General features: G+C 51.5%; 22 protein-coding genes. 9 read left to right on the forward strand and 13 right to left on the reverse strand.

What is annotated here, in order from left to right; genetic code table 11:
* Position 1: 1 nt before the first annotated feature.
* The 5 genes from ptsP to AC6CHM_RS06740 are packed head-to-tail and all read right to left on the reverse strand — an operon-like array spanning position 2 to position 4,672.
* Entirely contained in the window at positions 2 to 1,951 is a 1,950-nt protein-coding gene (ptsP, locus tag AC6CHM_RS06720) for a phosphoenolpyruvate--protein phosphotransferase (RefSeq protein ID WP_498172452.1), read from the reverse strand.
* Positions 1,952 to 1,989: 38 nt separating this feature from the next.
* Positions 1,990 to 2,367 carry a PTS glucitol/sorbitol transporter subunit IIA gene (locus tag AC6CHM_RS06725; RefSeq protein WP_115052479.1) on the reverse strand — a complete coding sequence of 126 codons (378 nt, stop codon included), beginning with the start codon at positions 2,365 to 2,367 and terminating at the stop codon, positions 1,990 to 1,992.
* Positions 2,368 to 2,396: 29 nt separating this feature from the next.
* Positions 2,397 to 3,419 (reverse strand): PTS glucitol/sorbitol transporter subunit IIB, encoded by a 1,023-nt coding sequence (srlE, locus tag AC6CHM_RS06730; protein WP_115052478.1) that lies wholly within the window; start codon positions 3,417 to 3,419, stop codon positions 2,397 to 2,399.
* Positions 3,420 to 3,436: 17 nt separating this feature from the next.
* On the reverse strand, positions 3,437 to 4,195 hold the full coding sequence (srlA, locus tag AC6CHM_RS06735; RefSeq protein ID WP_307279373.1) for a PTS glucitol/sorbitol transporter subunit IIC: 759 nt from the start codon (positions 4,193 to 4,195) through the stop codon (positions 3,437 to 3,439).
* A 42-nt stretch (positions 4,196 to 4,237) separates the two neighbouring features.
* A complete protein-coding gene (locus tag AC6CHM_RS06740) occupies positions 4,238 to 4,672 on the reverse strand; it encodes a transcriptional regulator GutM (RefSeq protein WP_336439744.1) in 435 nt (144 codons plus the stop codon).
* A gap of 197 nt (positions 4,673 to 4,869) precedes the next feature.
* Here AC6CHM_RS06740 and AC6CHM_RS06745 point away from each other — a divergent pair, with 197 nt between their 5' ends.
* Entirely contained in the window at positions 4,870 to 5,508 is a 639-nt protein-coding gene (locus AC6CHM_RS06745) for a hypothetical protein (protein ID WP_115052475.1), read from the forward strand.
* Here AC6CHM_RS06745 and AC6CHM_RS06750 read toward each other — a convergent pair.
* From AC6CHM_RS06750 to AC6CHM_RS06765, 4 genes are all read right to left on the reverse strand, one after another.
* Positions 5,489 to 6,808 (reverse strand): acetoin dehydrogenase dihydrolipoyllysine-residue acetyltransferase subunit, encoded by a 1,320-nt coding sequence (locus AC6CHM_RS06750; protein WP_498172453.1) that lies wholly within the window; start codon positions 6,806 to 6,808, stop codon positions 5,489 to 5,491. The genes AC6CHM_RS06745 and AC6CHM_RS06750 overlap by 20 nt on opposite strands.
* A 3-nt stretch (positions 6,809 to 6,811) precedes the next feature.
* Positions 6,812 to 7,810: an alpha-ketoacid dehydrogenase subunit beta gene (locus AC6CHM_RS06755; RefSeq protein WP_115052473.1), complete on the reverse strand. Its 999-nt coding sequence runs from the start codon at positions 7,808 to 7,810 to the stop codon at positions 6,812 to 6,814.
* A 4-nt stretch (positions 7,811 to 7,814) separates the two neighbouring features.
* Positions 7,815 to 8,846 carry a thiamine pyrophosphate-dependent dehydrogenase E1 component subunit alpha gene (locus tag AC6CHM_RS06760; protein WP_336439740.1) on the reverse strand — a complete coding sequence of 344 codons (1,032 nt, stop codon included), beginning with the start codon at positions 8,844 to 8,846 and terminating at the stop codon, positions 7,815 to 7,817.
* Positions 8,847 to 9,028: 182 nt separating this feature from the next.
* Entirely contained in the window at positions 9,029 to 9,322 is a 294-nt protein-coding gene (locus AC6CHM_RS06765; RefSeq protein WP_337354485.1) for a hypothetical protein, read from the reverse strand.
* A 141-nt stretch (positions 9,323 to 9,463) separates the two neighbouring features.
* On the opposite strand from AC6CHM_RS06765, the gene AC6CHM_RS06770 reads away from it, so the two are divergent.
* Positions 9,464 to 10,192 (forward strand): SIMPL domain-containing protein, encoded by a 729-nt coding sequence (locus AC6CHM_RS06770; protein ID WP_337354484.1) that lies wholly within the window; start codon positions 9,464 to 9,466, stop codon positions 10,190 to 10,192.
* 487 nt (positions 10,193 to 10,679) lie between these two features.
* On the opposite strand, the gene AC6CHM_RS06775 is transcribed toward AC6CHM_RS06770, so the two are convergent.
* Positions 10,680 to 11,132: a YcgN family cysteine cluster protein gene (locus AC6CHM_RS06775; protein ID WP_498172674.1), complete on the reverse strand. Its 453-nt coding sequence runs from the start codon at positions 11,130 to 11,132 to the stop codon at positions 10,680 to 10,682.
* A gap of 247 nt (positions 11,133 to 11,379) precedes the next feature.
* On the opposite strand from AC6CHM_RS06775, the gene AC6CHM_RS06780 reads away from it, so the two are divergent.
* From AC6CHM_RS06780 to AC6CHM_RS06790, 3 genes are all read left to right on the forward strand, one after another.
* Positions 11,380 to 13,500: an OmpA family protein gene (locus AC6CHM_RS06780; RefSeq protein ID WP_498172456.1), complete on the forward strand. Its 2,121-nt coding sequence runs from the start codon at positions 11,380 to 11,382 to the stop codon at positions 13,498 to 13,500.
* A gap of 117 nt (positions 13,501 to 13,617) precedes the next feature.
* A complete protein-coding gene (locus tag AC6CHM_RS06785; RefSeq protein ID WP_498172457.1) occupies positions 13,618 to 14,142 on the forward strand; it encodes a TIGR00645 family protein in 525 nt (174 codons plus the stop codon).
* Between the two features lie 169 nt (positions 14,143 to 14,311).
* Complete coding sequence (locus AC6CHM_RS06790; protein ID WP_498172458.1) at positions 14,312 to 14,605, forward strand: DUF2798 domain-containing protein; 294 nt, start codon at positions 14,312 to 14,314, stop codon at positions 14,603 to 14,605.
* Positions 14,606 to 14,663: 58 nt separating this feature from the next.
* On the opposite strand, the gene rpoD is transcribed toward AC6CHM_RS06790, so the two are convergent.
* Positions 14,664 to 16,691 carry an RNA polymerase sigma factor RpoD gene (rpoD, locus tag AC6CHM_RS06795; protein ID WP_115052466.1) on the reverse strand — a complete coding sequence of 676 codons (2,028 nt, stop codon included), beginning with the start codon at positions 16,689 to 16,691 and terminating at the stop codon, positions 14,664 to 14,666.
* A 304-nt stretch (positions 16,692 to 16,995) separates the two neighbouring features.
* On the reverse strand, positions 16,996 to 18,945 hold the full coding sequence (gene dnaG / locus AC6CHM_RS06800; RefSeq protein ID WP_498172459.1) for a DNA primase: 1,950 nt from the start codon (positions 18,943 to 18,945) through the stop codon (positions 16,996 to 16,998).
* A 362-nt stretch (positions 18,946 to 19,307) separates the two neighbouring features.
* On the opposite strand from dnaG, the gene AC6CHM_RS06805 reads away from it, so the two are divergent.
* Positions 19,308 to 20,978: a Na/Pi cotransporter family protein gene (locus tag AC6CHM_RS06805; RefSeq protein ID WP_115052464.1), complete on the forward strand. Its 1,671-nt coding sequence runs from the start codon at positions 19,308 to 19,310 to the stop codon at positions 20,976 to 20,978.
* A gap of 14 nt (positions 20,979 to 20,992) precedes the next feature.
* On the opposite strand, the gene AC6CHM_RS06810 is transcribed toward AC6CHM_RS06805, so the two are convergent.
* The gene (locus AC6CHM_RS06810; protein ID WP_162802461.1) at positions 20,993 to 21,157 is read right to left on the reverse strand and encodes a hypothetical protein; all 165 of its coding nucleotides are present in this window, start codon (positions 21,155 to 21,157) and stop codon (positions 20,993 to 20,995) included.
* Positions 21,158 to 21,255: 98 nt separating this feature from the next.
* Between AC6CHM_RS06810 and AC6CHM_RS06815 the strand changes: the two genes are divergently transcribed.
* From AC6CHM_RS06815 to cml, 3 genes are all read left to right on the forward strand, one after another.
* Positions 21,256 to 21,759: a GNAT family N-acetyltransferase gene (locus AC6CHM_RS06815; RefSeq protein ID WP_336439734.1), complete on the forward strand. Its 504-nt coding sequence runs from the start codon at positions 21,256 to 21,258 to the stop codon at positions 21,757 to 21,759.
* Entirely contained in the window at positions 21,743 to 22,276 is a 534-nt protein-coding gene (locus AC6CHM_RS06820; protein WP_115052462.1) for a DUF1003 domain-containing protein, read from the forward strand. Before AC6CHM_RS06815 ends, AC6CHM_RS06820 begins: the two co-directional genes overlap by 17 nt.
* 395 nt (positions 22,277 to 22,671) lie before the next feature.
* Entirely contained in the window at positions 22,672 to 23,874 is a 1,203-nt protein-coding gene (gene cml, locus AC6CHM_RS06825) for a CmlA/FloR family chloramphenicol efflux MFS transporter (RefSeq protein WP_498172460.1), read from the forward strand.
* Positions 23,875 to 23,882: the final 8 nt, after the last annotated feature.

The following is a 23,882-nucleotide window of genomic DNA, read 5'->3' on the forward strand; positions in this document are numbered from 1 at the left end:
GCTAACCGAAGTCCTGTACGCATTTTTTAGCCCTTTGTATCGACGCAGGACTCATACTCAGCTCGGTTAGGCCCATTTTAATGAAAGTCGGGATGAGATCAGGACGGCCTGCTGCTTCGCCGCACATTCCGACCATTATGCCCGCCTGAACACCGGCGGTGGTTGTCATCTCAATTGCGGTCATGACAGCCGGATGGGTTACGTCATTCAACTTGGCAACCGTGGGATTGAGACGGTCAGCAGCCATGATATATTGGGTCAGATCATTCGTCCCTATAGAGAAAAATGCCACTTCGCGTGCCAATGCCGGAGCGATCAATACGGCAGCTGGCGTCTCGATCATCACCCCCAAATCAAACAATGCATATTCCTGGCCCTCAGCTTTCAGTTCAGCAATGCACTCATCAATCAGCGCTCGCGTGGCATGCACCTCATCGATGCTTGAGACCATTGGCAACATGACTTTGATATTTCCCTTCGCGGAAGCCCGCAAAAGCGCACGCAGCTGGGGTTTAAACACATCGGGCCGATCAAGACACATGCGAATTCCGCGCCATCCCAAAAATGGATTATCCTCGTCAGGAAAATCAATGCCCAAAACGGCCTTGTCTCCGCCAATATCAAGTGTGCGGACAATAACCGGATAAGGTGCAAAAGCAGTGGCTAACGCTGCATAGGTTTCTGTCTGAAAATCTTCTGATGGCAGATGCATGTGCCGCATAAACAAAAGCTCGGTCCGGAAAAGCCCGACACCCATTGCACCGGCTTCCTGCGCTGCTTCAATTTCCTCAAGCGAGCCTATATTAGCCGCAATTTCGATAATCGTTCCATCTGCGCGTTTGGGAATGAAGTCTTTGAAGACGCTCAGCGCATGTTTCTCGGCTGTAGCTTCTGCGATTTTTCTTTGAAACCTTGCGACAATCTCCTGATCCGGATCTTCAAACACTTCGCCGCTACTACCATCGATTGCAACGGTGCCAATATTGCTTAGTCGTTGCACATCCGATCCAAGTCCGAGCACCGCAGGAACACCGTGCGCGCGCGCAATAATGGCCACATGCGAAGTAGCCCCTCCGCGGCCGCATACAATACCTGCAATGCGCTTCAAGGGCGCACGCGCCAAATCCCACGCCCCTATATCTTCGGCTATCAGGATTGATCCCTCTGGAATTGCGTCCAAATTGACATCGTTTTGGCCAAGCAGAGCCAGGCATATCTGGCGGCCGACAGCGTTCATGTCGTCAGCGCGCGCGTTCAAATAAGGATCATCGATAGCAGCAAAATCTGAGGCTATTCGGGATGTCGTGCCAATCACGGCCGATATTGCATCCATTCCACTTTCAACAAGTGTTGTGGCACCGTCGACGAGATCTTGGTCACAAGCAATATCTTTTAGCGCCGCAATGATCCCTCTATCGCTTGCGGCAAGATTATCAATTTCAAGCGATGCATTCATGCGATCCTGCACTGTTGCAAAAGCCTGTTTCAACCGGGCGAGTTCGGCTGGTATGGCGTCTTTCGCGATTGTCCGGTTTTCCTGATCAATTACGGCCGGAAAAAAACCAAAGGCCTTCCCGATTGCCAAGCCTTCACTTGCCGCAACACCGCGCAGATGGCTGTGCGACACGGTGTTGTTTGCAACCGGCGCGACCTCAACCGATTTGATTTTTTCGGCTGTATTGATTTCAAATGTGCCTGAGTGTGGATTTTCGAGAAAGCCGATAAGCGCCTCAATGGCCTCGGCCGCATCTGCTCCAGTAGCACGAACAGTTATCTCGTCATTTTCCTTGACGCCAAGCAGCATCAACTTCACTGAGCTTTTCGCATTGATCGACTTGTCAGCCTTGATCAATTCGATATCGCATTCGAAACCTTTGGCAAGATTTACAAATCGAGTGGCTGGTCGGGCATGCAATCCATCATGCACCCGGACGATAGTCGAGCGTTCCATTCAATTCTCTCTTCGGTATTCGATGTGTTTTCCGGCAATCAACCGATGGTAATTACGGTTCCCACTTTCAGGGCGGCTACAAGCCTGTCAGCTGATATTTCAGCAGCACAAATTTCCCCAGGTCGCTCCACCTTGCTGGCGCCATTAAAAGTAATAACAACATGGCCAATTTCCTTGACCTTTTGCCATGCATAATCACCCATTCCGGTAATCTTGGCGGAGATATCGCCGATCTGAATGACTGAGCCGACGGGAGGACTGGAATCAGAAGCTTCTGTTTCCGCTAGATGGAGAACGGAAACCTCGGCAAGCTCGGGAGGAGCGCCGTCGGCAAAAAGAATGACGACGCCTCCTTCCGCAAGATCCGCCACTTCAGGCCCGACGGCTGTTATCCGTGTTTTGAATTGGACTGACATAATGGCGAACCTCTATCTCTTCTTTTGGTTTAAAATACGATCAGGCTGACGACCCAAGCGATCAGCACCGATACGGGTCCCATGATCTGGCGGCTGATCAGAACAGCGGGGACACCAATTTCAATGGTCTTTGGCTTGGCTTCACCCAGCGCCAGGCCAACCGGAACGAAGTCACAGCCAACTTGCGTATTATAGGCAAAGAGCGCCGGCAGAGCCATCGCAGGCGATATAGTGCCATTGGCGATCTGTGGACCGATAATTGCAACCCCGATAACCTGCGCGATTACGGCGCCCGGCCCTAATATTGGTGATAGGAACGGCAAACCGCAAATGGCGGAAAGTATCAGCAAACCAACAATATTATTGGCAAGAGGGCCCATAGGCTGTGCCAGTACATCGCCAATACCGGTATAGAGGATGAAGCCGATGAGCATGGTAACGAACGCCATGAAAGGCAGAACATTACGAACGACCTGATCAATTGTACGGCGACCGGCATTAAAGAAAATGCCAACGACACGGCCCATCACACGACCGACAGCACTGATCAGGCCAATTAGACCGCCCTCGCTGGACTGTCCTGCATCAGAAGCCCCCATCGAAGCGGCAAGCTCTGCCGGCGTCGGAGGTGCTGATCGTGAAGCTGATGCGCCTGCAACCGTGCTAGACTGAGATCCGTCCGCAAGCTCGATATCGGCTTCTTTCACGCCCGATACATAAATGTCCTCGGTTATGAACTGTGCCAAAGGTCCAGCTTGCCCAACCGATGTCAGATTAACCGTCGGAATGCGCTTGCGAGGATAAACGCCGCAACGCGCCGTACCACCGCAATCGACAACAACAACACCCATTTCACCTTCAACGGGCGGGGCCTTGAAGCCGTCAACCGCCTCACCACCGGTAAGCTCGGCAATTCGCCTTGCGACTGGATGAATACCACCTCCGGTAACGGAAACAACTTTGTTCCGCTCCGGTGTCAGCTGGATCACGAGTGGGCCGCCCCATCCGTTCTTGCCGCGAGAGATTTTAACTGGCGTATAAGTTTTTGACATTATCTGTTCCCCCCAGACTAAAGCTCAATGCCCTGACGGCGCGCCATGATGGCCGTTATCCGCTCAGTCAGCATGCCCTTCAGCAAAATGACTACCAGTCCAACAATCGCGTACCAGATCGCGACGTTGATGTGATAGCCGGCGGGGACAGCACCTTTTTTCTCAAGCTCCAGAAGCGCCACCAGAATACCACCCCAAACGAAATACTCGCCCGGGTTGATATGCGGGAAAAGCCCAAGAGGTGGATGCACATAAGAAACAGCCGCATCGTAGAATGCAGGCTTATGCTTTTCCTCAAGGAAGGAGCCGAAAGTATAGGCCATTGGATTGGTAAGGAAAAACACCGAAAGGAGCGGCAGAATTGTGTAGCGTGTCAGTGCGATACGCCCAGCGCCACGTGCGATACCGTGGACTCGCTCTTCTCCCACTAGTTCCGTCAGAGCATAGAACGCCGTCATCAGCACGACCAGAGTAGGGATGATACCGGTCACGAAACCGGCGAAAACCTCACCACCCTTTTGAAAAATACCGATGAAATATTTACCGATACTTGTCAGCCAGCCAAGTTGTTCTTCTTGCTGTACATTCTGCAGCTTCTGCTTGAATTCTTCGACGGAAATGTCGCCGGTTGACTGTGCAAGAATGACAAGATCATTTCCCGCATGATCGATTGCATGTTTCCCATGCAAGGCCGCATCCGAAACAATCGACCCGGCCACCGATATATGGTGGGCGGCGATATCCGCATGCTGTGCCAAAATTGTTAGAATTGACATGTTTCCCTCCTCCTTTTGGTCACCCCCTCGAAGTGACCATCCCTATGCGTTGACAGCCTTTATACCGGTAAGACCCTTACTCTTCGGCTCAGCCTTTGCTCTATCGATCTGAGCTATCGCAACTTCTGTCGCTTTTGCGAGCGCACGATCTTCCTCTGTCGTCATCATTGAACTTGTTCGCAAAGCCTCAATCGACATATTTTCAAATTCGGGGCGTCGCCTGAACTTCGCAAAAACCGAACGGCCACTCATGACCAGAAATCGTTGAATTGCCAGATCTGCATTTGTTACGATCAGTACGATCATGCCCTTGCCAAGGCGACCGCGAACATTGCCGGCTCCAACAAAACCATCATTATACTTCGACGTGATCCCCTTCATGACGTCGGTATAGTGGCGCATCTGGTACCAGACGCCCAGCGATTGCAAAGCCCACAAAAGACCGAGCGCGAGCAACCCCCATTGCCACATGACCATACCAACTCTCCTCCCTGTTTCACCGTACGATGTGTTATGATTAGCCTATAACCTGAAAAACCGTCACGGGTTTTTGAAAAGGGAATGGCGATGATCGAAAATACCGACAGTGAACAGAAAAAATAGAACATTTGTTCTTTAAAGTGTCAATATGTATAATACATAAGTCCAAGCTAAACGCAGGCAGGTGAACAGGAATGAGCTTTATTTTTAAGGATGAACTTGTCCATGTGCCGGACCTGCGGCATCGCTTGCGTCAATTGCGCTGGTTTCGCATGGCTTTTCGCAAAAACGCTGCGCTTATCACCCAGCATTTTGGCTATCACTTTTCGATCGACGATACCAAATTGACGCGGGCCTTTCTCAACTGGATTGAAACCGTCGAATTGCAAAAATCATACGCTGATATCGATCGGAAAGACTTCATCATCTTCGCGGCAGGTATCGCACTTAAGGAACTGATTAAAGAGGAGCCTGCAAAGCTCACCGGAAAGACGAGCGAAAATGCCCTGTCACAACCGGAAATGCGCGAAATTGTTGCGTTTTGGCCAGAGGGCTTTCTCTACACAAACTATTGCGTGGGTGCGATTGCCGCCATCTGCCAACAGGAGTTTGGCACAGCACCGGAGACCAGCAAATGCGCCGAGGATTTACGAACTTGGTGGTCTTATCGCGAGAATGTTGCTGAAATACCCGATTACGCGATTGCTTTTCTCGACAAATTCATCGGCATCGAGCCCAATTGGATCACACCAAATCTCGCATCCGCACGGAGCGCCATCCGGCGCGCCACGCTAGGTAAAAGGACTGCCAATCTTATTTTACCGACTGGCTGACGTCCTTCAATATCCGCATAACAGCCTCACGGCGTTCCAGTTGCGGCATATGACCGGTTTGACCAAACATATGCAAAGCGATCTCGCCCGGTAGGCCAGCGCCATGGCTTGCCGGAATGATACGATCAGCAGCACCGAAAATAATGCGGACCGGAATAGAGAGACGATTCAAGGTCAGCCTTATGTCGAAAACCTGAGTGCCGTCGGCAAAAAAGCGGTCACTGATCAGCCTTTGCGCTTCACGCAGATCATGGTTCTCTGCCTGTTGCAAAGTTGCAGCAACAAAGGGCTTGGTTAGAAGGCTCTCATCTTCAACCAGTTGCTTCATCCACGCAGTCAAGCTGGCTTCAGTCCGGGCGCGTACGAAACCGGCAAGGAATGAACCATTGATCTCCGGGCCTAATCCAGCTGGCGCTATCAAGACCAAAGCTTGAACGTCCAAATTTCCGCGACCAGAAATCAGAGCAGCAATAGCTCCACCGAACGAATGCCCAACGAGTATGAGTGGTCCGGAATGTTGCGCGGCAATGGTCTGCTCAACCATTTCAGCAATCGCTTCAAGTTCGCCGGGAATAGAGCATGTGGACCCGCCATGACCAGGCAGATCGACGGCGAAAATTGGGTTATCAATACTGCCACCGCCGAGCATCGGTCGCCAGCTATTCATATCTGCGCCAAAGCCATGAAGTAGCACAACCGGCGCAAGCGACTTGTCTTTGCCCTCCCGCAACCAAGCGGTCTTGAGCATATCTCCATTGCTGGCTTGTGTCTGGCTGGCTTTAGGCATGGCAGCAGCCTTGACGCAGGTTTTCAGTTCAACGTCTTTCTTTTGCACTCGGCCTTTTGGTCCGGAACCGGCGATAGAGGCGAGATCGACACCCGCTTCGCGTGCAATACGCCTGGCCAGAGGAGTTGCGCGGATACCGTCGTTTTCATGTGAGGCAGAGGCCACGTCCGTAGGTTTCGCCGGAACATCTTGCGACACTACCTCTAACTGCTGCTGCGGCACTGTAGCTTGCACTTCATTCTCTACAGGAGCGATGGCCGCGTCATAGCTTTCATCTTCAGCGTATATCCAGCCGACAGCTTGTCCTACGGGAACGATAGATCCCTCCTCTGCCGTCACATTACGCAAAATACCGGATGCCGGCGCGTCAACTTCCATCGCCGCCTTGTCAGTCTCGATTTCAAAAAGCAATTGACCTTTTGTTATCGAGTCCCCCTCCTTCGCATACCATCGCGAAATTTGGCCGCTTTCCATATCCATATCGACCTTTGGCAGGATAACTTCGACTGGCATAACCTATCGCACCCCTTTTACGAGATCGCGCGCGCTCTGGATAATTCCGGGCACTTGAGGAACTGTCGCCTTCTCCAAATCGGGATTATAAGGAATGGGAGTTTCGGCGCCGCCAAGACGAACGATTGGCGCGTCCAAATAGTCAAATGCTTCACTTTCGGCAATCATGGCGCTCACCTCGGCACCTACGCCAAGTGTTTTCACACCCTCATATACGCACATGAGCTTCGACGTTTTCTTTACGCTGGCAATAATGGTGTCCTTGTCCATCGGACGCACAGTTCGTAAATCGACGACTTCAACGTTGATGCCTTCTTTGGCCAATTCCTGGGCCGCTTCAAGCGCCTTGTGAACCATGATCGCCGACGCAACAATCGTGAGGTCAGTGCCTTCGCGCACAATAGCCGCCTTGCCTATAGGGACAATGTAATGACCCTCGGGAACCGGCCCCTTCATTTTGTAAAGAAGCTTATGTTCAAAGATCATGACAGGATCAGGATCCTCGATGGCAGCAAGAAGCATGCCCTTGGCATCATAGGGCGTCGAGGGTTGGATAACTTTCAATCCGGGGACATGACCGAACCATGCTTCGAGGCTTTGGCTGTGTTGTGCTGCCGCTCCCGTGCCGGAGCCCGCAGGGAACCGCATGACCAGAGGAACTGAGACGGCACCGCCGAGCATATAGCGCATTTTCGCTGCCTGGTTGACAATCTGTTCCATCGCCAGCGCGGCAAAATCAGAAAACTGAAACTCGAATATGGGCCGCATGCCTGTCAGAGCTGCGCCCACAGCAACACCCGCCCCGCCTAGTTCTGAAATGGGTGTGTCCATGACGCGATCTTCGCCGAAACGTTGTACCAGATCACCGGTTACCTGAAAGGCGCCGCCGTAGACGCCTATATCCTCGCCCATAAGGAACACCCGGTCATCAGCCTCCATGGCGATGGCCATCGCCTCCTGGATTGCCTGCGAATAGCTCAGTTCGCGCACTACTTCATTCATGTGATCAGTCCGTATATACGTCACGCGTGAGATTATTGAGGTCCGGTGATGGACTGTCCTTGGCAAATTCGATCGCGTCGGCGATCTCCTTTGCTACACTATCGCGAAGGTCAGCGATCTGGTTGTCATCAAGGAAACCAAACTCTTTCAATTGATCCTCAAATAGATGAATGGGGTCACGATTGCTGATCCACTCCTCGATTTCCTCTTTGGTACGATAGCGGTTGCGGTCACTTTTCGAATGTCCGCGATGCCGATAGGTCTTGCATTCGACAAGAGTGGGCCCTTCGCCGCGCCGCGCCCGCTCCACTGCATTGTGAGAGGCCTCGGCAACGTCTGAAAGATTATTACCGTCGACGATTACACCCGGCATGTTGTAGGCGACCGCCCGGTCTGCCACATTGGCGACAGCAGTAGAACGTGCGGTGGAAGTAGACATGCCATAACCATTATTCTCGCAGACGAAAACAACAGGCAGCTTCCATACCGAGGCCATGTTGAGGGCCTCATGAAAGGCACCCTCATTGTTTGCACCATCGCCGAAATAGGAAACAACGACCTTACCGTTTTTCTGTTTCTTGGCTGACAGCGCTGCGCCCACGGCGATAGGAATGCCTCCGCCGACAATGCCATTTGCACCAAGATTGCCTTTGGAAACGTCTGCAATATGCATGGAGCCACCACGCCCCTTGCAGTAACCGGTTTCTTTGCCAAAGAACTCAGCAAACATTTTTGCAACGTCCGCGCCCTTGGCAATGCAATGACCATGACCACGATGTGTAGAGGTGATCATGTCATTTTCGGCAAGCGGCATGGATATACCGACGGCACTCGCCTCCTGACCGATTGAAAGGTGCATCGTACCGTGGATCAGCCCGCGTGTGTACGATTCCTCAGCGCCCTCTTCAAAACGGCGTATCAGATACATTTTGCGCAAGGCTTCCTTTAACTGATCTGGCGTGTAGTGCCGAAAGGCGAATGGAAGGTTGCTGCCGTCGTCCTTGAGCTTGGCATTTGACGTTCTGGCGGAAGCCATCCCGGGACTCCTTGACTGATTGTCGAATTACGCTGCTCGCGACCCGAAAGACATGGCAGCACTGCATATCGAGTAATGAACATTTGTATCTTAGTCAATACCTATGTCCACAACTTGCGATGCTGTAGAAAAAGAAAACGCCCCTTAACGAGGCGTTGTCTTTCCAGCAAAGTTACTGCTGTTTAGTCACCAAACCGGTGACCCTCTCGCTCCGGATCAAATGCGATCTCAGCTTCCTCCTCGTCATCAGGCAAAGCTGCATCGCTTTCCTGATATGGATTATCATCGTCGTCTTCGGACAGATCGCCGGCGTCTTCGGATTGGGTTTGCCGCTCACCCAGTATTGCCAGCTCATCATCGGCCTGCACTTCAGTCACACCAACCTCATCCCAATCCTGGGTTTCGATTGGTGTTCTGTCAGGCTTTTCCTGCTTTTCCGGCTGTTTGCCGCTAATTTTCTCTCTTTCGTCGGTCATAATGCACTCCTTTGGTTGTTCAGGAACGTCGAACAACGCTTTTGGATGCATTTTATGCAGTCGGAGATTTTTTGCTTTTTGCCCTAATCCACCCATAATGACCTGCGAGTCAGCAGCTTCACGTCATTTGGGGAGATATCCATGACATCTAAAATCCTGACCCTAGCCCTTGCAACGACTGCGATGATTGCTTTTCCTTTTGCTGCTCTTGCGGATGAAACTCCGCGCCCGCACATCATCGTAACCGGCGAAGGCGAAGCTGCGATTGCACCTGACACAGCGGTTCTTTCGCTGGTTGTTATGGAGGAGAAACCAACGGCACGGGAAGCGCTGACTGCCAACAATGAATCAATGGCCAAGGTTCTGGACGGAATGAAGAAGGCAGGAATCGCAGATCGCGATCTCCAGACCTCCGGCTTCAACATTGAACCGCGTTATGTTTATCCGGAAAACAAGGACGGCAAACAACAGCCTGAAGCACCAAAAATCGTTGGCTATGCGGTGTCCAATTCGCTTTCCGTGCGCGTCCGCGATTTGAAAAAGGTTGGAGAAATTTTGGACCAATCTGTGTCACTTGGCGTTAATCAGGGTGGCAATCTCGTATTCACCAACGACAAGCCGGATGCGATCCTAGAAGAAGCACGAAAAAAAGCCGTTGCCAGTGCAATTTCAAAAGCGAAAACTCTCAGCACAGCTGCTGGTGTTGAACTTGGCAAAATTGTACAGATTAGCGAGCAATCGCGAAACCCTCGTCCCATGCCAATGGCGCAAAGCAAGATGATGGCAATGGCTGCAGATTCTGTGCCGGTCGCTGCTGGCGAGAACACCTACAACGTAACTGTGGATGTTACTTTTGAACTAAAGAACTGATCAATCTACACAGCCAGTAATAAAAAGGGTGCTTCAAAGCACCCTTTTTATATTTTATCGCTGATCAGCGGATAATCGGGCATCCTCTAGCTCTCGCAAACACCACTGCGCTGCGATGGCCATATCTCCAGCCCGTTACTCGTAAAACGTTTCTGCGCACTGTTACCGTCGGGTTACGCAGCCCCATACGGCGTGCTTTACTTGCTGCTTGGCCAGCTGTGCAGGCGCGCCGATAACCCGGGCCCCAGTGCCCTGGCCGGTGATTGACATTGATGATTTCCGAATTCGCAATTCCGAGTGTTTGGACCGAAGGCGTAGCAAACGCGACCCCAAGTCCAAATACGGAAGAGATACCAATCGCGGCACCGAGTGCCAGGATTCTTAATGAAACACGAGCCATTGAACGTTTCTCCCTGTCATTTAGTCCGTCAAACCGGACACACCATAAAGGTCCAACAAGTCCACTTTGTTCCCAGGTTACAAATAGTTAATTGCCGGTAACTCTTACCATATGTTCAAAGTAATCTTCGTCAGATTTCAGATCATGATCGAACGCCGTTACTTGGCCCCGAACAGAGATTCCGGCTTCATGGACAGTCTCGCTGGTACCGGAGACGAGGGGATGCCACCAATAGAGATCCTGGCCCTCATCTATTAACCGATAGCCACAGGTTTCAGGGAGCCAGTCGACAGTCCTGACAATTTCAGGCGTCAGAAACACGCAGTCGGGCACCTTCTTTTTCCGATCAACATAGTCGGAACATTGGCATGTGCCCGCATCAAGCAGCGTGCACGCCACTGTCGTGAAGTAGATTTCTTCCGTATCTTCATCTTCAAGTTTGTGAAGGCAACAACGGCCGCAACCGTCGCAGAGGCTTTCCCATTCAGCGCGATTAAGCTCATCAAGTGTTTTGGTTTTCCAAAATGGTTCGCTAGGCATGCCATCAAATACAACGCTGATATGCTCCCGTCCATAGTAGCGACCGGTAGTTGTCCATGAATGCAAGATGAACAGCGCCTTCACACCGCATACAGGCGGGTAGTGGAATGCTGCCTCTTTCGAATTCGGTCGCCATGGCCGGAAAAACGATGATCGCGCCACAAAAGGTTGCCATAAAATGGGAACAGGTTGCGGTTAAGAACATTTGACGTGTTTCAAGCTTTTGAAATGCGAGACAGGGATGGACATGAAACGGACAGCACTTTTTTTCGCCTCAACAGCAATTCTCTTTTCGTCGCCGCATGCGATGGCGGAGCAACCCGCTTTGAACAGGCCGTATATTTCATCGAACACCAATGATCCCCAAATGTTGCTCGCTCAAGTTGAAGAGCAACAGCCTGAAGCTGAAACAACTGAAGAGCCTGTCAAGAAAAAGCGCCCGGTTGAGGAACAAGTAGACGATGCCAAGCAGCGCGCGACCGAAGAGTCCGATGCAGCTGCCGAGTCACAAAAGCAGGCCGCAGAGCAGGCAAAAGAGCAAGCCGATCAGGCCGCAAAGGAAGCCGAAGCGGAAGCCTCTGCCAAGGCAGAACAAGCCCAACGGGATGCCCAAGCCGAATCTGACAAAGCTGCGGAGAAGCAAAAGGCAATCGAATCGGAGGCTAAACAAAAGGCGGCCGATGAAGCTGCGGCCGTCGAATCTGCACAAAAGAAGGCTGCCAAGGATGCCGAACAGGCTAAACGCGATGCTCAGGCCGAAGCTGATAAGGCGGCCGAACAGCAGAAAGCTGTAGGAGAAGCTGCACGCGCGAAGGCGGCAGAAGAATCTGAAGCGGTCAAAGCAACCGAGAAAGAAACTGCCAAGGAAGCGGAAAAGGCTAAGAAAGCTGCTCAACAAGAAACTGACAAGGCAGCAGAAGCCCAAAAATTAGCTGAAGAAGAAGCACGGAAAAAAGCAGACAGTGCTCAGAAAGCTGCCGAGAAACAGACAGATCAGGCCGCCGAAGAAGCCAAGAAGGCTGCAGACAAAGCAGCCAAGGAAACGCCCGCCCAGCAAACCTCACCCGAAGCCGTCGAACAGAAATCTCCTGTTGAAACGACGCCTAGCCAGCCTACGGGCGAAACTCCGGCAGTACCCTCACAGGAGGCTACGCCTGTAACGCCAGACCAAAGTGCAAAGCCTGCCGATGGAACCACCGAAGCTCCTTCGGGACAGGCAGCTAAACCGGAACAACAGGAAGCATCGCCGCTTCCAGAAAATGCAGCACCTGTGCTCGATAGCGATAAGCCCCGGAAGGGCCGTCGCGGAGAAAAGGGCAGCAAACAGGGCCAAGCTACAGGCGAAGCTTCACAGGAGCAGCCAGCCAGCCAAACACCGGAAACTGCTCCCGTCGCGCCGCCAAAAACTGACGCAGATGTTCAGCAAGAACTTGCTCCGGTCAAGATCGAGCCAGTACGAACAGAAAAAGGCGTACGCACCAAGGAACCTAGACGGGATGAACGTCCCGATGACGTACAGGTTATCAAGCAGTTTGATAATCGCACGATTGTCGAAGTGAATAATAATATCTTCGTTGAAAGTTCGGATCGCCCCCGCATGTCTCGGGACGCGCAGGATGTGTATTACGAAGACTTGCCGCGCAATCGCACGCGAGAAACCATTATTCGTGAAAATGGCGTCCAAATCATAACGGTTCGCAATCGGTATGGAGATGTGATCCAACGCTCACGGCTGATGCCTGACGGGCGTGAGGTGGTTCTTAGCTACGCGCCCGACTATGATCGCGAAGAACGCCTCGTGTGGCGCGATCCGGGTGACGATCTGCCACCCCTGCGTCTCACGATCCCTGTACGCGAATACATTATGGACGCGGAAGAAGTGCCCGAGGAAGAAGTCTACGAATTCTTCACTCAGCCTCCGGTCGAACGTGTCGAGCGTCTCTATTCCATAGACGAGGTAAAGCGCTCTGCACGTATCCGCGACAAGGTACGCCGTGTTGATCTCGACACCATCACCTTTCCTTTCGGTTCTGCCGAAATCGGTGAAGATCAGATCGCGCGCATTGAAAGCGTCGCGAAGGCCATGGCCCAGATTTTGAAGAAGAATCCTGCAGAGACATTTCTCATCGAAGGCCATACGGATGCCGTGGGTTCGGATCAGGCCAATCTCGTTCTGTCGGATAAACGGGCTGAATCAGTCGCACAGGCATTGACCAATGTCTTCGATATTCCGCCAGAGAACATGGCCACACAAGGTTATGGCGAGAACTATCTGAAGATTAAATCAGAGGGTCCTGAGCAACAGAATCGCCGTGTTGCAATCCGCAGGATCACGCCGTTGGTTGCCCCGATGGCAAGCAATAATTAATCACTTTCGAAACAATCGGACCCGGGCAAAAGCCCGGGTTTTTTGCGTTTGCGCCTTGAGTTCACGCAGATGCTCGTTATTTGTTGTTTGAACCTGTACTTCTATCGGAATGAGCAAATGAAACGCATAGAAATCTTTATCGAAAACATCATCCTCGCTTCACGTTGGCTTCTGGTCGTTTTTTATCTCGGGCTGGCGATTGCATTGGCGATCTATGCTTTTTCTTTTGCCGGGAAGCTCGTCGATTTCGTCTCCAAGGTCATGATCCTGAACGAAACCGACACGATCCTCAAAATGCTCAGCCTTATCGATGCAGCCCTCGTTGCAAGTCTTGTGGTCATGGTCATCATTTCCGGTTACGAAAATTTCGTATCGCGGTTCGACCAAGCGGATGAAGTGCACTGGCTCGGTACAATCGACGCTGGATCACTTAAAATCAAAGTCGCATCGACCATCGTGGCGATTTCATCGATCCATCTGTTGCAGATATTCTTGAACCTGACGCAGTATAGCAACGACCAACTGATGTGGTTCACAATTATTCACCTTGCCTTCGTGTTTTCGGCCTTGTTCCTCGCCTATATCGACAAACTCATGGTCAAGGATAAAGGCGACAAAAAATTCCACGAGCCGTCGCTCTGAATAAAAAAGCCCGGTCAGCCGGGCTTTTTTATTGCCAACACGTCTATGCCGCGTGTAAAGGACAAGCGTAGGTTGAACTTTCAGCCCTACCGTAAGCGTCTTACGTCAGGCAACGCATCTCCTCCGGTCTCTAACCGGCGCGGCTTTTATCGGCCAAGGATCGTTGCACATGAGACCGCATACTTACGGAAAAACCATGAACTATAATCAGAAATTGTCTTTTCGTCGCAAGTTGCCAGCGAAGTACATTGCTGTCATTACACCGCTTATTCTCTCGTTGCTCATGACTTTAGTGGTGTCATTCATTGCGACAGTAAAGAATCTCGGGCTTCACGCCGACCTGCCTTACAATTGGGTAACAGCTTGGGCCTTGTCGTGGGTTGTTGCATTTCCAACACTTTTAATGGTGCTGCCTGTCGTTCGCCGTATCGTCAGCAGTATCTGTGACTCGTCCACCCGCTAATGCAAAACGGGATGGGTTTTCGCCCATCCCGTTCTCTATTTTTGCAGATAAAGATCGCTTAGCTGTCGAGGAAGCTGCGCAGCTTGCGCGAACGGCTCGGATGCTTGAGCTTGCGCAATGCTTTCGCCTCGATCTGACGAATGCGCTCACGCGTAACCGAAAACTGCTGTCCAACTTCTTCCAGCGTATGATCCGTATTCATGCCGATACCGAAACGCATACGCAGGACACGTTCTTCACGCGGTGTCAGTGATGCCAGCACCCGCGTAGTGGTATCGCGCAAGTTCGCCTGAATCGCAGCATCGATAGGCAGAAGCGCATTCTTATCCTCGATGAAATCACCGAGGTGCGAATCTTCTTCATCACCTACCGGTGTTTCGAGCGAGATTGGTTCCTTGGCAATCTTCAGGACCTTGCGCACCTTCTCAAGTGGCATAGCCAGCTTTTCAGCCAATTCTTCCGGTGTCGGTTCACGGCCGATTTCGTGCAGCATCTGGCGCGACGTACGAACGATCTTGTTGATCGTTTCAATCATGTGCACCGGAATACGGATTGTACGTGCCTGGTCGGCAATAGAACGGGTAATCGCCTGCCTGATCCACCATGTCGCATAGGTCGAGAACTTGTACCCACGGCGATACTCAAACTTATCGACCGCTTTCATCAAACCAATATTGCCTTCCTGAATAAGATCAAGGAACTGCAACCCGCGATTGGTGTACTTCTTGGCGATGGAAATGACGAGACGCAGATTTGCCTCAACCATTTCTTTCTTGGCAAGAGCGGCTTCGCGCTCACCCTTTTGCACCTGGTTGACGATGCGGCGGAACTCCGAAATGGAAATTGCAGTTTCCTGCGCCATATTCTGAATTTCGGTACGCAGATTTTTGATCGTCTCTTTTTCGTTCTTCGTGAACTCTTTCCAACCGCGTGTCGTCAGGTTGGAAACAGCTTTCAGCCAGTTCGGATCAAGTTCGTTGCCCTGATACTCTTTCAGAAAGTCTTCACGACGTACGCCATAGGACTCCGCAAGACGCAACAACCGGCCCTCGTTCTGCACGAGACGCTTGTTGATGTCATAAAGTTGAGCCACCAGAGCTTCAATACGATTCTGGTTCAGCGATAGCGATTTCACTGCCTTGATCAGCTGGTCCTTGAGCTCCTTATAACGGCGCTCCTGGCTTGGTGACAACGAACCCGATGCAGCAAGGCGATTTTCAACTTGCTGATCCTGAAGCTTGCGAAGCTTTTTGTAAGTGTCAGCAATAACGTCAAGGGTTTCCATGACCTGCGGACGCAATTCGGCTTCCATCGCTGCAAGCGACAGATTGGCCTCATCATCCTCATCATCGTCGTCTTCGACCTGCGTATCGCCACCAACATTTGTAATGTCGTCATCATCGCGGCGGCTGCGCGAACGATCATTTCCTGGAGCAGGTCTTTCTTCTTCGACGCGCTCAATTACCGGTGCCTGCTTGGCTTCAGGGCCAGCATAGGTCGTTTCCAGATCAATGATTTCGCGCAGAAGAATCTGCGATTCATTCAGCGCTTCGCGCCAGATGATGATCGCCTGAAACGTCAGCGGGCTTTCACATAGGCCTGAGATCATAGTCTCACGACCAGCCTCGATACGCTTGGCGATCGCAATCTCGCCTTCACGCGACAAGAGCTCAACAGTGCCCATTTCACGCAAATACATGCGAACAGGGTCATCTGTGCGGTCAGTTGGTTCTTTCTTGGTGACAGTCGGAGCGACAGCCGTACCGGTCGACTCGGCGAGCTCGCGCGCATCGCTTTCATCATCGGCGCTATTATCGGCCTCTTCGGCGTCCGCGTCTTGCTCGTCATCCTCAACAACATTGATGCCCATATCGCTGAGCATCGCCATTGTGTCTTCGATCTGTTCTGAAGTGACCTCTTCGGATGGCAGAACTGCATTGAGTTCGTCCATCGTCACATAGCCGCGCTTCTTAGCGAGCTTGATCATCTTCTTGACAGCGTCATCGGAAAGGTCGAGAAGCGGACCGTCTGGCGCGCCTTCGCGCTCGACTTCTACTTCTTCATTTTCCTTTGCCTTCGTTGCCATATTCTATATCTCCAAGCGACATTCGCTTTTTTCATGCATGAGAACAACGAGTGCAGCAGCGCACCGGTTCCCCTACATCAATCAAGGTATTAAATGATCGACTAGCCGAAATCCTGTTAATGGCGGATTAACCCTGTTATTCCGGTGGCGAGCACGCTGCATATTTGTCGAATTTGCCGGTATTTCTGCAAAACCCACAAACATCAGCGCAATATCTACAATTCTGCGCAATCTGATTCCGTCATTATTGACCCACGTCAACCCCGACTCAACTGATTCGGGTCAAAAAAGCGAATCAATTCGGTCAAAAACCCTTCGCGGAGCGTCCAGAGGGGATTCCAAACCCTTCGATCAGCGCCTCCGTAGCCTGCGCGTTACGGATATCGTTCTGTATATCGAGTAACCTGTTAAAGTTTTCCTCGGTCGCGTCAGCACCCAAAGCTACCCGCGCCAATTCTAGTTCTTTATGTAGTGCGCGAGCGCGCTGATGCAAGTGGATCGCCTGCCGCAAAGCTTCTCTGGCGTCCTCTTCTGCAGCTTCAGCAGAAGCAGACCATTCACGGTTGCGTCGGATAATAGCTTCAAGCGCCTCCACCAGCGTTGCCAATCCCTGATTCGCGATTGCCTTGCGCATCTCTGCTCCACTGGAGACATGATGCTCCGCCATCGCATCGAGCATAGCAGCATGAAAACGCTTCAGGTCCGGATGCTCCAATTCAAGATCAACAACCGTTTCAAAGTCATCTTCAATCAGACGGGGGTGGTTGAACAAGGTCATCAGAATAGCTGTTTCTCTAACAGGAAGCTTTGATGACGAGCGAGCGCCCAATGCCGACTTTGTCAGATTATCACTGACAGCAAACCGCCCGGTGGCAGCACCTTTTCCGCGAGAACCATATCTGGGCTGACCATAGGCATTCTGATTGTTGCCGCGCTCACCATTGTTACGTTGGTTAGGCCCGAAAAACTGCTGGATTCGCTCACGTACATCCTGGCCATAATGACGCCGGACATTCTCATCGGCAATCAAAGCAGTCATCTGTTTTAAGCGAGATTCAAGCTCGGCCCGACGTTCAGGCGTATCAAAGACACCGCTTGATGTCTCACGACTCCATAGCATGTCCGCCAAGGGGCGGGCATCATTAAGGACTTCCTGAAAAGCCTGTGGCCCTGACGACTTAACGAGGTCATCGGGATCTTTGCCTTCTGGCAGCACAGCAAAACGGAGCGAATATCCCGGCTTCAAAACCGGCAAAGCCAAGTCGATTGCCCTATGCGCCGCCTTTATGCCGGCACTGTCGCCGTCAAAACAAAGTACGGGCTCGGGTGACATTCGCCAAAGAAGACCCAGCTGATCCTCCGTCAGCGCTGTACCCAACGGCGCAACCGCATGTGAGAACCCCGCCTGCGCCAAGGCGATAACATCCATATATCCTTCCACCGCAATGACAGCTTTGGCTGGCTGTCCCGCTTGCGGCTGTGCTGCCTTGCGGGCGCGCAATGCGTTGAACAGAATTTTTCCTTTGTGGAAAAGCTCGGTTTCATTGGAGTTCATATATTTTGCGATGGCATTGGGAGCCAGCGCTCGCCCGCCAAAGGCAATGATACGCCCCCGTAAATCTTCAATCGGAAACATGATGCGATCACGAAAACGATCAAAGGAAACTGGCTTGTCATCGCCATATACCACCAAGCCACAGGCTTCTATCTGATCCTTTGTAGCCCCTTTGCTGGCCAGATGTTCTTTCAGGGCATTACGGCTTTCCGGTGCATAGCCGAGACGGTAAGAGTGCTGCGTTGCAGCGCTGAGCCCGCGATCGCGCAAATAAGCCCGTGCTTTTGCACCACCGGCCGCTTGCAACTGCTCCTCGAAAAACTTCGTTGCCATTTCCATGACATCATAGAGCGTGGCGCGCTTTGCCTCGCGTATCTCCATTTCGGCATCGCGCGCGGGCATGGGAACACCCGCCATATCTGCAACACGCTCGACCGCTTCCGGAAAGCTCAGGCCCTCAAGTTCAGTCAGAAAACGAAAATGATCGCCTGTGACCCCGCATCCGAAACAATGATACCGCCCTTTGCGATCCTCACAGTGAAAGCTGGGTGATTTCTCGCCGTGAAATGGACAGCAGGCCCAGAAATCGCCTTTCTGGGCATTTGTCTTCTTGCGATCAAACGAAACGCGTGTCCCGATGACGCTGGATATCGGCACACGCTCCCTGATCTCGTCGAGAAAAGATGGCGGAAATCGCATATGAATGTTCGTTCTAAATTAAACTCTGCTGCGGGATATGGAGTGCTCAACACTCACGTCTGAGGTCCAGGTTCATTGTGCCTTAAATAAGACTGCTATGAAAGGCCTTCAAGCACTTCATCCCCGACTCATACTGTTCGATCAAAGCATGAAGGGATTTGGTTTTTACAAAGCCGGCAAATTATCAGCGTGTCAGGTCTGAATTATCTTCTGCCAGCGTATTTGTGCTAAGAACGACATATTTTTTCTTAGCCGGAACATATTTTTTTCGCTTTTTGAGTGATATCTTATATTAATAAATTGCAATCAAACTTGGCATGGTTGCTATTCTCGCTTCTCTCAACACGACAGGATTGTAGCAAGTGAACGGTTCCGCAATTTTGTTGCATTTGGCAGGTGCTGTAGCGCTCCTGCTCTGGGCAACACGAATGGTTCGAACAGGCGTCGAGCGCGCCTATGGCGAGCGCATGCGTCAAAGTCTACGCGGCGTCCTTCACAATCCCATTCTTGCTGTTCTCTGGGGCTTGATGCTTTCAATCGCATTGCAGAGTTCGACAGCAGTCAGCCTCCTTGTCGGGTCTTTCGTCGGTTCAGGCTTTGTCAGTGGCGTTGCAGGATTGATGGCCGTTCGCGGCGCTGAGGTCGGATCCGCTCTGGTCGTAAAGATTCTCAGCTTTGACCTAACCTTGCTGGTACCGCTCTGCCTTGTCGCGGGCACTGTAATCTTCATGTCCACGGAGCGCAGCAATTGGCGGCAGATTGGCCGCATTCTTGTTGGCATTGGTCTTTTGGTGCTTTCGCTGGAAATGACAGGGCAAGCGACCGAACCGCTACGCAACAGCGACTTGCTGCCCGTTATTGTTGGTTATCTCAGCACCGATCCGGTTACAGCATTTCTGCTTGCGGCGATCATGACCTGGCTATTCCACTCCAGCATTGCTGCCGTGCTTTTGCTGGTCACCTTTGCCTCGCGGGGTCTTATCCAGCCTGAGCTCGGAATTGTGATGATCTTTGGCGTAAATCTCGGGTCATCGTTCATTGCCCCCCTCCTCACTCGATCAGCTGCCCCACAGGCTCGGATCGTGCCGATGGGAAACCTGCTGATGCGGGGCGCTGGATCAATCGTGATCCTCATTCTCTTCATGACATTCAAACCCTCTATTGCCTTCCTTGGCTCGTCACCAGCGGACCAAGTCATCAATGGTCATATCTTGTTCAACATCATCATTCTGCTAGCGGGTGTCCCGCTGTCAGCACTGGTTTTACGCGTAACCAAGGCGGTTGTTGCGTTGAACGCACCTGTCGAGCAAGCGCCCTCTCTTGTTCAAGCAGAGCTCAGTGCTTTGGATGAAAGCGTATTGGACACACCAAGCCTGGCACTGACAAATGCCACCCGGGAAACCGTGATGGTCTGCGAAACTGTGGAAATAATGCTTCGCGGCGTTATCGCGCTTTATGAAAACCCGGAACAGGATCGCATCAACGAACTATCGATGCTTGACGATAAGGTGGACCGCAAACATGCAGCCATCAAACTTTATCTGGCCAAACTAACAACGAGAAAACTGTCCGAGTTTGAGGTGGCCCGTGCTCAGGAACTATTGGGTGCCTGCGTCAAGCTTGAACAGGTGGGCGACATCATTGTCCGCAATATGCTCGCCCTCGTTCAGAAAAAAATGGATCGCAAACTTAAATTTACTGATGAAGGCTGGCTGGAACTCAGCAACTTCCACGCAAAAGTATTGGTTAATGCCCGTATGGCTTTCAATGTGCTGGTATCTCGCGATCGGGAAACCGCACATCAGCTGGTTTTGGAAAAGGACCACCTGCGTGACCTGGAAAAGCAGAGCAGTCAACGCCACTTCAGTAGATTGCGTGAAGGGACAGTCCGTAGCCTGGAAACCAGCTCAATTCATCTCGACACCATACGAGACCTCAAGCAGATTAACTCGCTGCTCGCATCCATGGCCTATCCTGTCCTTGAAGAACAGGGTCTGTTGAACACAACGCGTCTGCGGGCGTTGCACAGCTGAGCGAATGGAACTTGTTAATAATTACGATGAATGTGGGTATTTGAACCGATGAAAGCTCCCATTGCCGAGCCAATGAGGAGCCCAAGCAACATGTTGCCCATAACAGTTTCGCCAATGCCTGCGCCTATCGACAGGCCCGCAACTATTCCGATTATGGTAGACCAGCTATGTTCTTTCATATCAGCCTCCGTTTTTATTAACCATAAACGTAAGTGCGTCGTTTCGGTTCCATCCGCTTGCGCGCACAGCGCTTAGCACACGCAATAGGAAGCAGCCGATGCTTATGTTTAAACCAATGCGCGCGGACGACTATTCGGATTTTCTGGATTATTTCATCGCCGACTACGCGACGGAGATTGCGGCCAATTATGGCCTTGAGCATTCTGTTGCAAAAGATCGCGCTATCGATGAAATCAATCACGATTTGGAACAGGGCATTGATACGCCCGGGCACAGTTTGGTCTGTCTCGTCGATTTGCAAGCGAACACCGAACGTGTCGTGGGTTATCTTTGGTATAAAGTAGATACAAAAATGGGGGAGATTCATATTTGCGACTTCTACGTTTTTCCATCCGAGCAGGGCAAGGGGCACGGTAAACAAGCACTAAGCCTTCTCGAAAATGAGGCGGTAAAAGCGGGGGTTCGGCAAATCAAATTACGGGTTGCCGCCAATAATCCTCGTGCGAAAAATCTTTATGATGCCTGTGGGTTCCACGTGACAGGCATCAATATGAGCAAACAAATTGCCGCTTTGGAGAGAAGCGATGGCCGAAACGGATGATGTGACGAAGGGCCTTCATGATGCCGAGCGGAAGCTGCTCCAGCAGCTACGCACGGTTCGCCGCAGAATACGAAGCCACAAACCGGCGGAAATAGAAGACCAGCTTACTCGTGGTCAAAGAATTGCGGATGCTGTTGCTGCGACCATGGGCTCATGGAAATTCATCATTATCCAGACCACAATATTGTTCTTTTGGATTGTGCTGAACGTTACCGCCTATGTGCGGGAGTGGGATCCTTACCCCTTTATCCTCCTCAATCTGGCTCTGTCATTTCAGGCAGCTTATGCTGCACCATTCATTATGATGAGCCAAAACAGGCAACAGGATATAGACCGGAAAGAAGCCGCCAACGACTATAAGATCAACATCAAGGCTGAGCTCGAAATTGAGCTTCTTCATGAGAAGATTGAACTAATGCACCAGAAAATAGATGAGCTTTGCGAGCGGGAAGTCGTGCATTTGAGAAAAGCCGCAAGAGGCCTGCAACCTGGCAAACGCGATTCTGAAGAAGGCTAAAACAAAAAAGGACCGCTGCGGGAGGAGGTGCAGCGGTCCTGATTGTAAATGTACCGCGGGAGGAGGTGCAGTACATTCGACGTTGGGATATCTGGGAGGAAAGAGCCCAACAAGTTCAAGATAGCAAAGCCCAAAATTTTTGCTACCTTCAAATATGCATAATAGCTATGCAAATAGTTGCATACCATATCGCACCGGTTGCGCTTCACACCGCTGACTGCTAGTCAAATAGCGACTACCACGTCTCTTTTGGAGCAGCACAAATGGGTGCACAGAAAACCTCGGACAAGTAAGCCGCAGCAACCTTTCGTTGTTGCGGCGCATCTGTCAGACCATCCATCATTTTGATCGCAGGCAGACGCCGCCAAATGAATTCATTTAGCGGACATATAATCATGCCTATCAAACGACAAATTTGGGCTTACTCGCTCCCGGCTACCCTCCTGCTGATGGTGCCATTTGACATTCTGGCTTCACTTGGAATGGACATTTACCTTCCCGTCGTTCCTGCAATGCCAAGAAATTTGGGAACGACTTCAAACGTCATCCAGCTCTCCCTTAGTCTTTACATGGTTCTTTTAGGACTTGGACAAATCGTGTTCGGACCTTTATCCGACAGGATCGGCAGGCGGCCGATCCTGCTTACAGGCGCCCTGCTTTTTACCGGAGCATCATTTTGCCTCGCCCTCTCGTCCACGCCACTGCCCTTCCTGCTGTTTCGAACTCTACAGGCAATCGGCGCATCGGCGGTATTGGTCGCCACATTTGCCACGGTTCGAGATGTCTATGGTGAACGACCGGAAAGCACGATCATCTATGGGATGTTTACGTCAATGCTCGCATTCGTGCCGGCACTTGGTCCCATCGCAGGCGCCCTCATTGCGAACATGCTCGGCTGGAGGGCTATATTCCTGGCACTGGGTTGTATCGGAATATTTGCGGGCTTGAGGGCTGTTTTCATGTGGCACGAAACCAGCCCGCCTCAACGATCCTCAAAGGACAGGTCGATCTTACCCATCTTGGGCAGTTTGACATTCTGGACCTATACACTGGGATTCAGTGCAGCAATGGGAGCATTCTTTGTATTCTTCTCAACAGCGCCGAGAGTTCTGATCAACAATGCGAAGTATAGCGAAATTCATTTCAGCCTTATCTTCGCAACTGTTGCAGTCGTGATGATCATTACCGGCTATTTCGTTAAACACGTCGTCGCCAGATGGGGCATTGCGGGCTGTTTAATACGAGGAATGCTGACAATTATTACCGGAGCGATTGTGCTTTTTATCAGCCAGCTGTTTTTCGCCCTATCATTTGCGAGCTTTGTTTTGCCGATGTGGATTATCGCTGCTGGCATCGTGCTGACGGGATCGGTTACAGCGAATGGCGCCCTCGCCGATTTTGCTGATAGGGCTGGCTCCGCTGTAGCCTACTACTTCTGCATTCAAAGTCTGATCACGGGGCTTGTAGGAACCAGCGTGGTAGTTTTGTTTGACGGGGGCACCCCCCTGCCATTGGTGGTCTACTGCCTGCTGCTTCCCATAATCGTGCTGTCAGCACTCGTCTTACAGCGCCGTGCATTTCTAAAAAACACCATGTGACCGAAAAT

The sequence above is a fragment of the Phyllobacterium sp. GQ127 genome (assembly GCF_059758635.1).

Bases quoted from the DNA above. Each gene is read 5' to 3' on its own strand.
- ptsP (WP_498172452.1), bottom strand. From the start codon at position 1,951: ATGGAACGCTCGACTATCGTCCGGGTGCATGATGGATTGCATGCCCGA.
- AC6CHM_RS06725 (WP_115052479.1), bottom strand. From the start codon at position 2,367: ATGTCAGTCCAATTCAAAACACGGATAACAGCCGTCGGGCCTGAAGTG.
- srlE (WP_115052478.1), bottom strand. From the start codon at position 3,419: ATGTCAAAAACTTATACGCCAGTTAAAATCTCTCGCGGCAAGAACGGA.
- srlA (WP_307279373.1), bottom strand. From the start codon at position 4,195: ATGTCAATTCTAACAATTTTGGCACAGCATGCGGATATCGCCGCCCAC.
- AC6CHM_RS06740 (WP_336439744.1), bottom strand. From the start codon at position 4,672: ATGGTCATGTGGCAATGGGGGTTGCTCGCGCTCGGTCTTTTGTGGGCT.
- AC6CHM_RS06745 (WP_115052475.1), top strand. From the start codon at position 4,870: ATGAGCTTTATTTTTAAGGATGAACTTGTCCATGTGCCGGACCTGCGG.
- AC6CHM_RS06750 (WP_498172453.1), bottom strand. From the start codon at position 6,808: ATGCCAGTCGAAGTTATCCTGCCAAAGGTCGATATGGATATGGAAAGC.
- AC6CHM_RS06755 (WP_115052473.1), bottom strand. From the start codon at position 7,810: ATGAATGAAGTAGTGCGCGAACTGAGCTATTCGCAGGCAATCCAGGAG.
- AC6CHM_RS06760 (WP_336439740.1), bottom strand. From the start codon at position 8,846: ATGGCTTCCGCCAGAACGTCAAATGCCAAGCTCAAGGACGACGGCAGC.
- AC6CHM_RS06765 (WP_337354485.1), bottom strand. From the start codon at position 9,322: ATGACCGACGAAAGAGAGAAAATTAGCGGCAAACAGCCGGAAAAGCAG.
- AC6CHM_RS06770 (WP_337354484.1), top strand. From the start codon at position 9,464: ATGACATCTAAAATCCTGACCCTAGCCCTTGCAACGACTGCGATGATT.
- AC6CHM_RS06775 (WP_498172674.1), bottom strand. From the start codon at position 11,132: ATGCCTAGCGAACCATTTTGGAAAACCAAAACACTTGATGAGCTTAAT.
- AC6CHM_RS06780 (WP_498172456.1), top strand. From the start codon at position 11,380: ATGAAACGGACAGCACTTTTTTTCGCCTCAACAGCAATTCTCTTTTCG.
- AC6CHM_RS06785 (WP_498172457.1), top strand. From the start codon at position 13,618: ATGAAACGCATAGAAATCTTTATCGAAAACATCATCCTCGCTTCACGT.
- AC6CHM_RS06790 (WP_498172458.1), top strand. From the start codon at position 14,312: ATGAGACCGCATACTTACGGAAAAACCATGAACTATAATCAGAAATTG.
- rpoD (WP_115052466.1), bottom strand. From the start codon at position 16,691: ATGGCAACGAAGGCAAAGGAAAATGAAGAAGTAGAAGTCGAGCGCGAA.
- dnaG (WP_498172459.1), bottom strand. From the start codon at position 18,945: ATGCGATTTCCGCCATCTTTTCTCGACGAGATCAGGGAGCGTGTGCCG.
- AC6CHM_RS06810 (WP_162802461.1), bottom strand. From the start codon at position 21,157: ATGAAAGAACATAGCTGGTCTACCATAATCGGAATAGTTGCGGGCCTG.
- AC6CHM_RS06815 (WP_336439734.1), top strand. From the start codon at position 21,256: ATGCTTATGTTTAAACCAATGCGCGCGGACGACTATTCGGATTTTCTG.
- AC6CHM_RS06820 (WP_115052462.1), top strand. From the start codon at position 21,743: ATGGCCGAAACGGATGATGTGACGAAGGGCCTTCATGATGCCGAGCGG.
- cml (WP_498172460.1), top strand. From the start codon at position 22,672: ATGCCTATCAAACGACAAATTTGGGCTTACTCGCTCCCGGCTACCCTC.